This is a genomic window from Lentzea xerophila (assembly GCF_051094245.1).
In the GTDB taxonomy this organism is placed as follows: domain Bacteria; phylum Actinomycetota; class Actinomycetes; order Mycobacteriales; family Pseudonocardiaceae; genus Lentzea; species Lentzea xerophila.
Genome location: NZ_CP194934.1, coordinates 2,400,417 through 2,414,113 on the forward strand (window position 1 = coordinate 2,400,417; position 13,697 = coordinate 2,414,113).

General features: G+C 69.9%; 10 protein-coding genes. 6 read left to right on the forward strand and 4 right to left on the reverse strand.

The window, feature by feature from the left end; genetic code table 11:
• Positions 1-11: 11 nt before the first annotated feature.
• From htpG to ACRSBM_RS11845, 4 genes are all read left to right on the forward strand, one after another.
• Positions 12-1,853: a molecular chaperone HtpG gene (htpG, locus tag ACRSBM_RS11830; protein WP_434442876.1), complete on the forward strand. Its 1,842-nt coding sequence runs from the start codon at positions 12-14 to the stop codon at positions 1,851-1,853.
• A 337-nt stretch (positions 1,854-2,190) separates the two neighbouring features.
• Positions 2,191-4,929 (forward strand): DEAD/DEAH box helicase, encoded by a 2,739-nt coding sequence (locus ACRSBM_RS11835; RefSeq protein WP_434442878.1) that lies wholly within the window; start codon positions 2,191-2,193, stop codon positions 4,927-4,929.
• Positions 4,930-5,025: 96 nt separating this feature from the next.
• Complete coding sequence (locus ACRSBM_RS11840; protein ID WP_434442880.1) at positions 5,026-5,724, forward strand: DUF4333 domain-containing protein; 699 nt, start codon at positions 5,026-5,028, stop codon at positions 5,722-5,724.
• 109 nt (positions 5,725-5,833) lie between these two features.
• Positions 5,834-7,003 (forward strand): GNAT family N-acetyltransferase, encoded by a 1,170-nt coding sequence (locus ACRSBM_RS11845; protein ID WP_434442881.1) that lies wholly within the window; start codon positions 5,834-5,836, stop codon positions 7,001-7,003.
• A gap of 60 nt (positions 7,004-7,063) precedes the next feature.
• Here ACRSBM_RS11845 and ACRSBM_RS11850 read toward each other — a convergent pair whose 3' ends face one another.
• Positions 7,064-8,008, reverse strand: coding sequence for a 5'-3' exonuclease (locus ACRSBM_RS11850; RefSeq protein ID WP_434442882.1), 945 nt, complete (start codon positions 8,006-8,008; stop codon positions 7,064-7,066).
• 28 nt (positions 8,009-8,036) lie between these two features.
• On the opposite strand from ACRSBM_RS11850, the gene ACRSBM_RS11855 reads away from it, so the two are divergent.
• Positions 8,037-9,158 carry a M24 family metallopeptidase gene (locus tag ACRSBM_RS11855; RefSeq protein ID WP_434442883.1) on the forward strand — a complete coding sequence of 374 codons (1,122 nt, stop codon included), beginning with the start codon at positions 8,037-8,039 and terminating at the stop codon, positions 9,156-9,158.
• Positions 9,159-9,160: 2 nt separating this feature from the next.
• On the forward strand, positions 9,161-9,601 hold the full coding sequence (locus ACRSBM_RS11860; protein WP_434453057.1) for an Lrp/AsnC family transcriptional regulator: 441 nt from the start codon (positions 9,161-9,163) through the stop codon (positions 9,599-9,601).
• 387 nt (positions 9,602-9,988) lie between these two features.
• Here ACRSBM_RS11860 and ACRSBM_RS11865 read toward each other — a convergent pair whose 3' ends face one another.
• Genes ACRSBM_RS11865 through ACRSBM_RS11875 form a run of 3 tightly spaced genes read right to left on the reverse strand, consistent with a single transcriptional unit; the run spans position 9,989 to position 13,622 of the window.
• Positions 9,989-10,585, reverse strand: coding sequence for an ABC transporter ATP-binding protein (locus ACRSBM_RS11865; RefSeq protein ID WP_434442885.1), 597 nt, complete (start codon positions 10,583-10,585; stop codon positions 9,989-9,991).
• Complete coding sequence (locus ACRSBM_RS11870; protein WP_434442887.1) at positions 10,582-11,181, reverse strand: ABC transporter ATP-binding protein; 600 nt, start codon at positions 11,179-11,181, stop codon at positions 10,582-10,584. Before ACRSBM_RS11870 ends, ACRSBM_RS11865 begins: the two co-directional genes overlap by 4 nt.
• Complete coding sequence (locus ACRSBM_RS11875; protein ID WP_434442889.1) at positions 11,178-13,622, reverse strand: ABC transporter permease; 2,445 nt, start codon at positions 13,620-13,622, stop codon at positions 11,178-11,180. Before ACRSBM_RS11875 ends, ACRSBM_RS11870 begins: the two co-directional genes overlap by 4 nt.
• Between the last annotated feature and the right edge of the window lie 75 nt (positions 13,623-13,697).

The following is a 13,697-nucleotide window of genomic DNA, read 5'->3' on the forward strand; positions in this document are numbered from 1 at the left end:
GGTAGGGATGCATGGAGACGCTGGAGTTTCAGTCCGAGGCGCGTCAGCTGCTGCAGCTGATGATCCACTCGATCTACTCGAACAAGGACACGTTCCTGCGCGAGCTGGTCTCGAACGCCTCCGACGCGCTGGACAAGTTGCGGCTGGAGTCGTTCCGGGACAAGGACATGCAGGTCGACGTCGACGACCTGCACATCGTGATCGAGTCGGATCCGGCCGAGCACACGCTGACGGTGCGGGACAACGGGATCGGCATGACGCGCGAGGACGTCGTGCGGCTGATCGGCACGATCGCGAAGTCCGGTACCGCGGAGTTCCTCAAGCAGCTCAAGGAACAGCAGTCGTCGTCCTCCGACCTGATCGGTCAGTTCGGCATCGGCTTCTACTCGTCGTTCATGGTGGCCGACAAGGTCACCCTCGTGACGAAGTACCCGCACGCCGAGAAGGGCGTCCGCTGGGAGTCGACCGGCGAGGCCACCTACACGATCGACGACGTGGACGACGCGCCGCAGGGCACCTCGGTCACGTTGCACCTCAAGCCGTCCGACGACGAGGACCGCCTGCCGGACTACACCGAGCCGGCGAAGATCCGCGAGATCGTCAAGCGCTACTCGGACTTCATCACCTGGCCGGTGCGCCTGGGCGGCGAGGACATCAACTCGCGCAAGGCCCTGTGGGCGCGCCCGGCCTCCGAGGTGACGGACGAGGAGTACGCCGAGTTCTACCGGCACGTCAGCCACGACTGGAACGCGCCGCTCGAGACCATCCGCATGCAGGCGGAGGGCACCTTCGAGTACCAGGCCCTGCTGTTCCTGCCCTCGCAGGCGCCGATGGACCTGTTCATGCGCGACGCCAGGCGCGGCGTGCAGCTCTACGTGAAGCGCGTCTTCATCATGGAGGACTGCGCCGAGCTGATGCCGGAGTACCTGCGCTTCGTCAAGGGCGTGGTGGACGCGGCGGACCTCTCGCTGAACGTCTCGCGCGAGATCCTGCAGCAGGACCGGCAGATCCAGCTGATGCGCCGCCGCCTCGTGAAGAAGGTCCTCTCCTCCATCAAGTCGCTGATGGGATCCCGCCCGGACGACTACCGGAAGTTCTGGGGCGAGATGGGCGCGGCGCTGAAGGAGGGCCTGCTCTCCGACGCGGACAACCGCGACGCGATCCTGGAGGTCTGCTCCTTCGCCTCGACGCACTCCGAGGACACTCTCACGACCCTCGCCGAGTACGTGGGGCGCATGAAGGAGGGCCAGGAGCACATCTACTTCATGACCGGCGACTCGCGGGTGGCCGTCGAGCAGTCGCCGCACCTGGAGGCGTTGCGCGCCAAGGGCTTCGAGGTGCTGATCCTCACCGACACGATCGACGAGATGTGGGTCGACTCGGTGCCGTCGTTCGACGGCAGGACCTTCCAGTCCGTCGCCAAGGGCCAGGTGGACCTGGAGACGGAGGAGGAGAAGTCCGCGAACGAGGCCAAGGCCGCGGAGTTCGCCGACCTGCTCACCTGGCTGAAGGAGCAGCTGGAGGACAGCGTCAAGGAGGTCCGCCTCTCGTCGCGTCTGACGACCTCACCGGCGTGCGTTGTCGGTGACTCCTACGACATCACTCCGACCCTGGAGAAGATGTACAAGGCGATGGGCCAGGAACTGCCGAAGATCAAGCGGATCCTGGAGCTCAACCCGTCGCACCCGCTGGTCGAAGGCCTGCACAAGGCGTTCGCGGCGGGCGAACGCGACTCGCTGGCCGGCACCGCCGAGCTGGTCTACGGCTTGGCGCTGCTCGCGGAGGGTGGCGAGCTGGCCGACCCGTCGCGTTTCGTGAAGCTGGTGGCGGATCGGGTGCAGCGCACGTTCTGAGGTAAGCGCGGGTGGAGGCGGTGCCGGCACCGCCGAGCTGGTCGACGGCCTGACGGTGCCGCGGATCGGGTGCAGCGCACCTTTTGAGGTAAGCGCAGGTGGGGGCGGTGTCCTGGCCGGCATCGCCGAGCTGATCAGCTGGCGCTGCTCGCGGAGGGCGGCGAGCTGGCCGACCCGTCCCGCTTCCTGAAGCTGGTGACGGATCGGGTGCACTGCACGATCTGAGAAAGCCGCAGGTGGAGGGCGATGTCCTGGTGACATCGCCCTCTGTCGTTTCAGTGTTGACTGAAGTTAATCTACGGCGGCGATTGTCGGTGCGATGTGAAAGCCTGAAGGGGTGTCACGTGCTTCGCGGTCCCCGGCCGAGGCCTACGCCGACTCCCGGCGTCGTGCTGAACGGCCCAAGCTGACCGACTTCGGCTCCGTCATCTCGTTCGAGCTGGACCCGTTCCAGCGCCAGGCCTGCGAGGCCCTGGAGGACGGTCACGGAGTGCTCGTCTGCGCCCCCACCGGTGCCGGCAAGACGGTGGTGGGCGAGTTCGCCGTGCACCTGGCCCTCACCGAAGGCCGCAAGTGCTTCTACACGACGCCGATCAAGGCGCTGAGCAACCAGAAGTTCGCCGACCTCACCGCGCGTTACGGCGCGGAGAGCATCGGCCTGCTCACGGGTGACACAAGCGTGAACGGCAACGCGCCGGTCGTGGTCATGACCACCGAGGTGCTGCGGAACATGCTGTACTCGGGCTCGTCCACTCTGGACGGACTCGCGTACGTCGTGATGGACGAGGTGCACTACCTCGCGGACAGGTTCCGCGGTCCGGTGTGGGAAGAGGTCATCCTGCACCTGCCCGAGCACGTGCAGGTCGTCGGTCTGTCCGCGACGGTCAGCAACGCCGAGGAGTTCGGCGAGTGGCTGGTCGAGGTGCGCGGCGACACGACGGTCGTGGTCGACGAGCACCGGCCCGTGCCGCTGTGGCAGCACATGCTGGTGGGCAACCAGATGCTCGACCTGTTCGAGGGCGACGAGACGCACGCGCGGATCAACGTCCAAGTGCTGCGCAAGACCGAGGAGCTCACGCGCTACCACGTGCCGTTCAGCCGTGGGCGCAACCGCGGCAACGGCGGGAGGGCGCCGCGCAACACCGGGTTCAAGCCGACCTCGCGCATCGACATGATCCAGCGGCTCGACAACGCCAGCCTGCTGCCCGCGATCGTGTTCGTGTTCAGCCGCGCGGGCTGTGACGCGGCGGTGGCGCAGACGGCGCGCGCCGGACTGCGGCTCAACACGCCGGAGGAGTCCGACCAGGTCCGGCGGATCATCGACGAGAAGACGCGGGACCTGCCCGAGGCCGACCTGATGGTGCTCGGGTACTGGGAGTGGCGCGAGGCGCTGGAGCGCGGCATCGCGTCGCACCACTCCGGGCTGCTGCCGGCGTTCAAGGAGACGGTCGAGGAGCTCTTCGTCCGCGGGCTGGTCAAGGTCGTGTTCGCGACCGAGACGCTCGCGCTGGGCATCAACATGCCCGCGCGGACGGTCGTGCTCGAGAAGCTCGTGAAGTACAACGGTGAGGCGCACGTCGACCTCACGCCGGGGGAGTACACGCAGCTCACCGGCCGTGCGGGCCGTCGTGGCATCGACGTGGAGGGGCACGCGGTCGTCGTCTGGCAGCCGGGGATCGACCCCAAGGCGGTCGGCGGGCTCGCGTCCACCCGCACGTACCCGCTGCGGTCGTCGTTCCGCCCCGGTTACAACATGGCCGTCAACCTCGTGCACCAGCTCGGGGCCGAGTCCGCGCGCGAGATCCTGGAGCAGTCGTTCGCGCAGTTCCAGGCGGACCGGTCGGTGGTCGGGCTGGCGCGCCGCATCGAGCGCAACAAGGAGGCGCTCGAGGGCTACTCCGAGTCGATGACGTGCCACCTCGGCGACTTCACGGAGTACGCGTCGCTGCGCCGCCGCATCGGCGACCGGGAGAAGCAGCTCGCGAAGCAGAACACGAACGCGCGCCGCATCGAGACGGCCAAGTCTCTCGAACGGCTGCGCAAGGGCGACGTGATCGCGGTGCCGTCCGGGCGGCGGTCCGGCCTCGCCGTCGTCATCGACCCCGGCCTCGAGCCGCTGGGGGAGGCGCGGCCGCTGGTCGTCACCGAGGACCGCTGGTCGGGCCGCCTCACCTCCGCCGACTTCCCGGCGCCCGTCGAGGTGCTCGGCCACGTGCGGCTGCCTCGGCAGGTGGACGTGCGGTCGCCCAAGTCGCGGCGCGACCTCGCGTCGACGGTCCGCAACACCGGCATCACCGTGCCGTCGCGGGGCCGCAGGCAGACCACCGCGGACGACGACCCCGAGCTCGCGACGCTGCGCCGTGCCCTGCGCTCGCACCCGTGCCACGGCTGTGACCAGCGCGAGGACCACGCGCGGTGGGGCGAGCGGTACCACCGGCTGCTGGCGGAGACCCAGCAGCTCGAGCGCAAGGTCGCGGCGACCACGCACTCGCTGGCACGCCAGTTCGACCGCATCCGGGCCTTGCTGCGCGAGCGCGGCTACCTCAGCGAGTCCGAGGAGGTCACCGCCGACGGCAAGCGCCTGACCAGGCTCTACAGCGAGTCCGACCTGCTCGCCGCCGAGTGCATCCGTCACGGCGTGTGGAAGGGCCTCAAGCCGGAGGAGCTCGCCGCCGTGGTGTCGTCGCTGGTCTACGAGGCGCGCCGGGACGGTCCCGTCGAGGCGCGGCTGCCGCAGGGCCCGGTGTCGGACGCGATGCTGGGGACCGTGCGGCTGTGGGCGGAGATCGAGGACGACGAGCGCCGCCTCAAGCTGGAGCGCATCACGCGCCAGCCGGACCCCGGCTTCGCCTGGCCGGTGTTCCGCTGGGCGCGTGGCGAGTCGCTCGAGAAGGTGCTGAGCGCCGCGGAGGCGGGCGGCAACGAGCTCGGCGCCGGCGACTTCGTGCGCTGGTGCCGGCAGGTGATCGACCTTTTGGACCAGATCCGTGAGGTGGTCGGCCGAAAGGACCCGGTCGGCGCGGCGGCGGCCAAGGCGGTCGACGCGTTGCGCCGCGGAGTCGTGGCGATGATGTGACCTCTGCCTGACGAAGGTTTTGCGAGTCGGAGTAAAGACTGACGTCAACGGTGTGATTGGATTTCGCCGCAACGTCGTACACACGGAGGTCGACAGATGAGCAGCCCGTACGGACCGTCCGGAGGGAACGATCCGCAGCAGCCCTGGGGCCAGCCGCAACAGCCGCAGCAGCCCTACGGTGGCGGGTTCCCTCCCGGCACACCGTCTGGCGGCTTCCCGGCTCAGAACCCCTACGGCCAGCCGCAGCAGCCCCAGCCGGGCCAGCAGCAGCCGTATCCGGGGTTCGACCCGTCGCAGCAGCAGACGCAGCAGTACGGCGTGCCCGGCCAGCAGCCGCAGTCGAACCCGTACGGCACCCCGGCACAGGACCCGTACGGCCAGCAGACGCAGCAGTACGGCATGCCGCCGGGCCAGCAGCAGCCCAACCCGTACGGCCAGCAGCCGGGCTACGGCCCGCCCATGCCGCCGAAGAAGAAGTCCAGCGCGGCCATCTGGGTCGCCGCGGTGGTCGTCGTCCTGCTCGTCGGTGGCGTGCTGTTCACCGGTTTCGTGTCGCCGGCCTTCCTGAAGAAGAAGATCTTCGACAACACCGCCGTGCAGAACGGCATCGTCCAGATCCTGAAGGACGAGTACAAGATCTCCGACGTCGGCGCCGCGACGTGCAGTGGTGAGAACGAGGTCAAGCCCAACACCTCGTTCGAGTGCAAGGTGCAGGTCGCCGGCAAGGACAAGAAGGTCAAGATCGTCGTCAAGACCGAGGACGGCGAGTACGAGGTCGGCCAGCCCACCGGCTGAGCCCAGCTGTCTCGACAGGCGTCCCTGGAACTTCGCGTTCCGGGGGCGCCTGTCGCGTCTCGCGGAAACTGAGGTGCGCTCGCCGTCGCTCTGAGACACGATCGCGGGCGTGACCGAGATCCGCGTTCTCAGCGACGAAGCGCAGTATCGCGCCCACAACACGGTTTTCCGCCGGGCGATGCACTGGGGCCCGCCCACCGACGAGCAGTGGCCGCTGACGCTGCCCTCCTACGAGGCCGGCCGCGTGCTCGCGGCGTTCGACGGCGACGAGATCATCGGCACGACCCAGTCGTTCGGTGGCTCCATGATGGTGCCCGGTGGCGCCGTCGTGCCGCACTCGGCGGTCTCACGTGTGGGCGTGCGTGCGGACTACACGCGCCGTGGCGTGGTGAGCGCCCTGATGCGCGAGCAACTGTCGACGCTTCCCGACCCCGTCGCGACCCTGCGGGCGTCCGAGGGGCGCATCTACGGCCGTTTCGGCTACGGGCTCGCCGGGCGCGTGCGGTTCCTGCGGATCGACGCGCGCAGGGCGGTGATCCCGGGCTCGCCGGTCGGGCGGGTGCGGATGGTGGACCCCGAGACCGCCGACAAGCTGCTGCCGGAACTGCACGACGCGTTCGGGCTCGACCGGCCGGGGGAGATCTCCCGCTGGCCCGGCTGGTGGGCGAGGGCGCGCGACCGCAAGACCGAGGCCGACAACATGGTCGTCGTTGTCCACAGTGGACCGGACGGCGACGACGGTTTCCTGTGCTACAAGGTGTCCGAGGACAAGGACTTCAAGCACCACATGGAGGTCAAGGACTTCGCGTGGGCCAACGCCGACGCGTGGCGCGACCTGTGGATCTACCTGACGCGGCTCGACCTGATCGACACGATCGAGGTCGACGCGGCGCTCGACGAGCCGGTGAGCTGGCTGTTCGAGGACCCGCGCGTCGTGTACACGAAGGACGTGTTCGACCAGATCTGGCTGCGGCTGGTGGACGTGCCGCGCATGCTCGCCGCCCGTGCCTACGGCCTCGCCGACCCCGTCGTCATCGAGGTGCACGACAAGCTGCTGCCCGCGAACGACGGCCGCTACCGCGTCTCGCCCGGCGGTGTCGAGCGCGTCGACGAGCGGCCGGACCTCACGATCCCGGTCGACCTCCTCGGCGCCGTCTACCTCGGTGACACGAGGTTCTCGGACCTCGCGGCCGCCAGGCGGATCGAGGGATCTCGGTTCGACGAGGCCGACGCGTTGTTCGCCGCCCCCGTCGCACCGCTGTGCTCGACGTTCTTCTAGTCCCCGCGCCTGATCGACACCGAAACTCCGTCATACGCGTCTAGGCGCGTCTAGGCGCTTCTACGCCCGCCGCTCCATCGCGTTCACCAGCCGCGGCACCGAACTGCCCAGCCCCCAGCGCTGCGTGAGCTCACGCAGCCGCTCGGGGTCGGCGGGCACCCGCGGCACCTCGTCGGACCGGTCCAGCACCACCGGGGCGTCCAGCGCGGTGCGGACGACCACGGGCGCCACCGCCAGGTACTCCTCGGCCGCGATGAGCGCGTTGCGGGCCTTGGTGGTGAGCTTGCGGTCCATCGGGTCGGTCACGGCCTTGAGCAGGGCGTCCAGCGAGCCGAACTCGGTGATGAGCTTCGCCGCGGTCTTCTCGCCGATACCCGCGACGCCCGGCAGGCCGTCGGACGGGTCGCCGCGCAGCACGGACATGTCGGCGTACGCGGAGCCCGCGTTCTCGACTGGCAGCGAGTACTTGGCCGCGAGCTCCTCAGGGCCGAGGACCTCGGCCTTGTTCCAGCCGCGGCCGACGTAGACGACGTGCACGGGCGTGGGTTCGAAGCGCACGACCTGGAACATGTCGCGGTCGCCCGTCACGACCTCGACGGGGGAGCGCGACTCGTGGTGGGCGAGGGCGCCGATCACGTCGTCGGCCTCGTGGCCCGCCGCCTCGCCGGTGCAGATGCCGGCGGCGTCGAGCACGTCGAGGATGATCGGGATCTGCGGCGTCAGCGTGTCCGGGACCTCCTCGGACCCGTCCGCCGCGTCCTCGGCGACCCGGTGCGCCTTGTAGGACGGCAGCGCCTTGACCCGGAACTCGGGCCGCCAGTCGGCGTCGAGGCAGGCGACCAGCCGGGCCGCGCCGCGCTCGGTGATGACGCGCGCGATCGTGTCGACGAACCCGCGCACGGCGTTCACCGGCGTGCCGTCGGGCGCGGTCATCGAGTCCGGCAGCGCGTAGTACGACCGGAAGTAAAGGCTCGCGGAGTCGAGCAGCACCAGGGGAGAGCTCACGAATGGACAAGCTACTAGGCTTTCGGTCATGGCAACGATCACCGGGCCCATCGACGTGTCCGCGCTGCGCGCGCGACTTGACCGCGCCTCCCGCGCCGCCGAGCAGGCGGGCGTCGACGCCCTGCTCATCTCGCCCGGCTCGGACCTGCGGTACCTGATCGGTGCCGGTGGCGACTCCTTCGAACGCCTCACCTGCCTGGCGCTGCCCGTCGACGGCACGCCGACGCTGGTCGTGCCGAAGCTGGAACAGCCGGGCTACGCGGCCATCCCGACCGGCGAACTCGGCGTCGAGGTCGTCACGTGGGTCGACGGCGAGGACCCGTATGCGCTGGTCAAGGCCGCGATCAAGGGCTCACGCACGGCCGTGGCGGACATGATGCCCGCCCTGCACACCATCAAGCTCGGCAACGCGATCGGCGGCCCGCAGTCCCTGGCCGGCCCGATCATCCGCGAGCTGCGCATGCGCAAGGACACCGCCGAGATCGCCGCCCTGCGCAAGGCGGGCGCCGCGATCGACCGAGTCCACGCGCGCATCGGCGAGTTCCTGCGCGTGGGCCGCACCGAACGCGAGGTAGCGCACGACATCGCACTCGCGATCGTCGAGGAAGGCCATACCGTCGCCGAGTTCGTGATCGTCGGCTCCGGCCCGAACGGCGCCTCCCCGCACCACCGCGACTCGGACCGCGTCATCGAGGCGGGCGAGGTCGTCGTCATCGACATCGGCGGCCCGGTCGCCGAGGGCTACAACTCCGACTCGACCCGGACGTACGTGATGGGCGAGCCGGCCTATGACGACGTCTGGGACACCTACGCCGTCCTGCAGGCAGCGCAGAAGGCCGCCGTCGAGGCCGTCAAGCCGGGCGTGACCTGCGAGGAGATCGACAACGTCGCCCGCAGCGTCATCACCGACGCGGGCTACGGCGAGTTCTTCGTCCACCGCACCGGCCACGGCATCGGCCTGGACGTGCACGAGGAGCCCTACATCGTGAGCGGCAACTCCCTGCCGCTCGAAGCAGGCATGGCGTTCAGCGTGGAGCCCGGCATCTACCTGCCCGGCCGCTGGGGCGCCCGCATCGAGGACATCGTGGTCGCCACCCCCGACGGCGTCGAGTCCTTCAACAACCGACCTCACGAGCTGGTGGTGCTTTGACCCTGGAGCAGATCGACAGAGCGATACTGAAGGAACTCGCCTCGGACGGCCGGTGCAGCTTCACCGACCTGGCCGAACGAGTGGGCCTGTCCGTCTCGGCGGTGCACCAGCGCGTGAAACGCCTGGAACAACGCGGCATCGTGAAGGGCTACGCCGCCCGCCTGGACGGCGCGGAGATCGGCCTGCCGATGTCCGCGTTCATCTCGCTCTTCCCGATCAACCCGGCCGAACCCGACGACTACCCGAAGCGCCTGGAGCACCTGACGGAGATCGAGGCCTGCTACTCGGTGGCAGGCGACGCCTCGTACGTCCTCCGCGTCCGTGTCGCCTCGCCAACGGCCCTGGAGGAACTCCTCCAAAAGATCCGGGAGTCGGCGAACGTCTCCACACGCACGACCGTCGTCCTGTCCACGCCCTACGAGGACCGGCCCCCGTCGGTCTGAGCCCGGCGGAGGCTGCGGGCTGCGGCGGGAGAACACCCCGCCGCAGCACGGCCACCCAGGCGTGTCGACACCCCGGCCATCACCGCAGGGCGAAGGCGAAGCCGAGCCACCCTTCTACAAGGCCAACGGCGAAGCCGGGGCGACCGCCATACCCCACTGAGCAGCGGTAATGACGCAACCACCGCGCGATTGGGGCTTGACCTTGAGGGGCGGGGTGCGACCGTTGAAGGGATCGGCCGGGCTCCTTATGCCTGGCCGTTCAGGCCGATCAATGCATCCCGCCAGAGGCTCAAGGTCAAGCCCCAATCGCAATCGTCGCGAAGCGGCGATGAATTGACCCGGCCCGGTAAAGGCACCCAACCCAGCCACCTGCACAAGGTGAGCGCATCAACAAACCCGCCCCTCCCTCAAAACCAGAACCCGATCAGCCACCTCATGAACAGCCTCATGATGAGTAGCGATCAAAACCGCGGCCCCTTCATCAGCAACCCGCCGCAAAACCCCAACAGCAGCCACCGAACTAACGGCATCCAAATGAGCAGTGGGCTCATCCGCCAGAACAACGGCAGGCCGAGCCACCACCGCCCGAGCCAAAGCGGCCCTCTGCTGCTGCCCGAAAGAAACCTGCCCGGGAAACCGATCCGCCAACCCGGCAATCCCCAACTCGGCCAACAGCGACGAAACCCCGGCCACCGGCATCCGAGCCAGCCTCAACGGCAACGCGACATTCTCCGACAACGTCAACTCGGAAGCCAGCCCAAGAGACTGGGGCAGCACAGCACAGGCGGACCAGGAAGCGACCCCGGGCAGCACCGACCCGCTGTCCGGAAAGTCGAACCCGCACAACAAAGACAACAACGCGGTCTTCCCAGATCCGGAAGGCCCGCTCAAGGTGACCAGCTCACCAGCCGCGACCGCCAGGTCCACGCCACGAAGCACCGAGACACCGCCGAAAGCGCGATGCACCCCGGACGCCCGGATCATGACGCGGCCAGCGGGATGCACAGGTCCGCCAGGGCGACCAGCCGCGGGTCGTGCGAGGCCACCACGGCCGGCACCGGCAACGACGACAGGATCTCCAGCACCAGGTCGGCGGAACGGACGTCGAGCTGCGACGTCGGCTCGTCCGCCACCACGACGGAAGTTCCACGGGCCAGCGCGCACCCGAAGGCGAGGCGTTGCTGCTGGCCACCGGACAACGCACTGATCCGCCACGCGCCGGACCCACCCAGTCCCAGTGAGTCGAGCAACGACAGGTCCGCCGCCCCGGCCGCGCGGAGGTTCTCGCCCACTGTCAGGTGCGGGATCAGGTTGTCCGCCGGGTTCTGGAAGACGACCGCGATCTCCTTGCGCCGCAACGACCGCAGCTTCGCCCACGACAACGACGACGTGGCCACGTCGTGCACGAACACCTCGCCCGCGGAGGGCCGTTCGACCAGCGACAGCACGCGCAGCAACGTCGACTTGCCGGAGCCGGAAGGGCCGGACAGCACGGTGAGGCCGGGCGCGATCGACAGCGACACGTCCGAGACAGCGCGCACGGCGCCGTAGGACACTCCTACGCCAGAAGCGCGGATCACCTGAGCAGCTCTCCCATCCGCGCGGTTCGCACACCGCGCAACGCAAGCCACGCCGCTACCACGACGACCACGAGACCGCACGTCGTCATCAACCCGAGCAACGGCAGCAGGTCCGGCAGCACCGGGGCCGGGTTGAGCCACGGGGCGGGGTCCAGGCGCGGCACGGCCGCCCCGGCACTCATGAACGACGCGAGGACGCCGACCGCCACAGCCAGCGACGCCAGCGCGCCCACCTCCAGCAGATGGCTCGACCACAGCAGGGACGGGCGCATGCCCATGCGGGTCGACAGGGCGCCGGAGATGGCGTTCTGGCGGCGCCGGACCTCGATGGCCAGCAGCAGCGCCACGGCGGCGACCACGGCCAGCACGACGCCGATCGCGGCCACGAAGCCGAAGGTCCACTCCACGGTCAGGAACGGCAGGCCGTCGAGCACGCGGGCGCGGTCGGCGACGTTCGCGTAGTGGATGCCCTCGGCCTGCAACGCGGAAGTCAAGGCGGACAGCGGGAGTGACGACCACAGGTGCCACGAGCCGACCTGGTCGACGGCGGGCACCGAGGCACGGGCGACGACGTAGCCGCGGGTGCCGAGCTTCGGGAACGACGGCAGCGACGCCACGGGCTTGATGAGCGGCAGCCCGGGAACCCGGATCTCCTGGTTCGCCGCACGTCCGATGCGCAGCGCGGGCGCGGTGTCGCCGGTACGCCGCAAGTTCGAGATCAGGGACCGCACCGCGGCGGGGTCGTCCAGGACGGCGGCGTCGGTGAACGTCGCCGGGTCCACGATCAGCGCGCCGGTGCTCACGCCGACGAGGGTTGTGGTGCCCTGCAGCGACGACGGCAGCGTGACCCGCCCCAGAGCGACGTCCTGCGACACCTGGACCGTGCTGTTGGCGCCGACGAACACGCCCGACTTCGAGGCCAGCGCCGACTGCTGGGCGCCCGCCACCGCGCTGCCGACGGCGATGGTGCCGACCGCCAGCACGCCCACCAGCAACACGCCGGTCACGGGACCGACGGCGGCCGCGAGGCGGCGTAACGCCAGCTGGGCCGCCGGGACCCGCCACCACCGCACGCGGTGCGACCAGCCGAGCGACCACCGCAGCAACCGGGTCGCGAGCAACGCCGCCGCCAGCACCACGAGCAGCGGGAACGCCAGCGCGGCCATGTCCACGCGCGGCAGCGAGCCGGCCTTGAGCGAGGTGCCCAGCCCGTTGCTGGACAGGCGGACCCACGCCAGCACCGCCAGCAAAGCGACGACCAGCTCCCACGGCACCAGCGCGAGCCGTCGCGCCCGCGCCCGCCGCTGGAACGTCCGGTGCGCCCGCCAGGACGCCACCAGCACCGTCACCGCGAGGCTCAGCAGGACCACGCCCAGCACCAGGCCCAGTGCCACCCAGAGCGTCCCGGGGGCCAGCGCCACCCCAGGCGCGTACAGCGGCAGCAGCAGCCGGGCGGCGACCAGCCCGAGCACCCCACCGGCGACCAGCGGCAGCCCGAGCTCCAGCACCGCGCGGAGGCCGAGCGCCAGCGGACTCGCCCCGCGCACCCACAGCAGCCGCAGCTCGGAATGCCGGCGCTGAGCCCACTGCACGGTCACGGTGCCCACGCCCGCGAGCCCGACCAGCACACTGATGATCACCAACGGCAGCAGCGCGGACGAGACGTTGCGCTCCGACGTGCGCGCCGCGGTGATGGCGGAGGACAGCAGGTCCGTGCGCGTCAGTGGCAGCCCGAGCGCGGCCAGGCGGGCGTTCCCGGCGTCCCGCAGCGCCTCGGCGTCGGCCAGCGTCACCGGTGGCTCGGTGGGGAAGCGCAACGACACCGTGGCATCGGACGAGAACTCCGGCGGCAACGACGCGAGGTCGGACGCCGAGGCCACCCAGATCACCGAGGTGCTGGCACCGTCACCGCCCAACGGGTTCGGCACCACCGTCTTCGCCTCGGAGCACCACCACCCGGACACGGGCTGCGCCAGGTCGGCGTAGATCGCGCTCACCACCAGCGGCGACCCGGTCAACCGGTCGCCGACCTCCACCCGCGCGGCCGTGGCGATCGTTCGCGGCACCCACAACCCGGTGCCGCCGCCCTGCACGACGGTCAGGTGCGACAACGCGTCCGGCCGGTACCCGAACCGCCCGTAGGTCGCGATCCCGTTGAAGTCGGGCCTGCCGATCCGCGAATAGGCGGCGCCCAGATCGCTGCGCGCCGCCATCGACACGGCGGTGGACAGCGGCAGCCCTTCCCCGTCCAGCGACGGGTGCACCGAGTGCTCGCACATCCGGCTCTGCTGGTAGGCCAGAGCGGCGCTGCCCGCGGACGAGGAGTGCAGGGCGGCCGCGGCCACCACGAAGCCCAGCAGCAACGTCGTCGCGATGCTCACCAGCAACGTGAGCGGGCTCGACAACGCCGCCCTGGGCGCGGCTCTCCACGGCAACTGCACCAGCGCACGCTAACCGCCGTTTCCCGATTTGGGGAGCCTTCGGGAGATAACGGAACGCATGACCCCGAAGCGGTC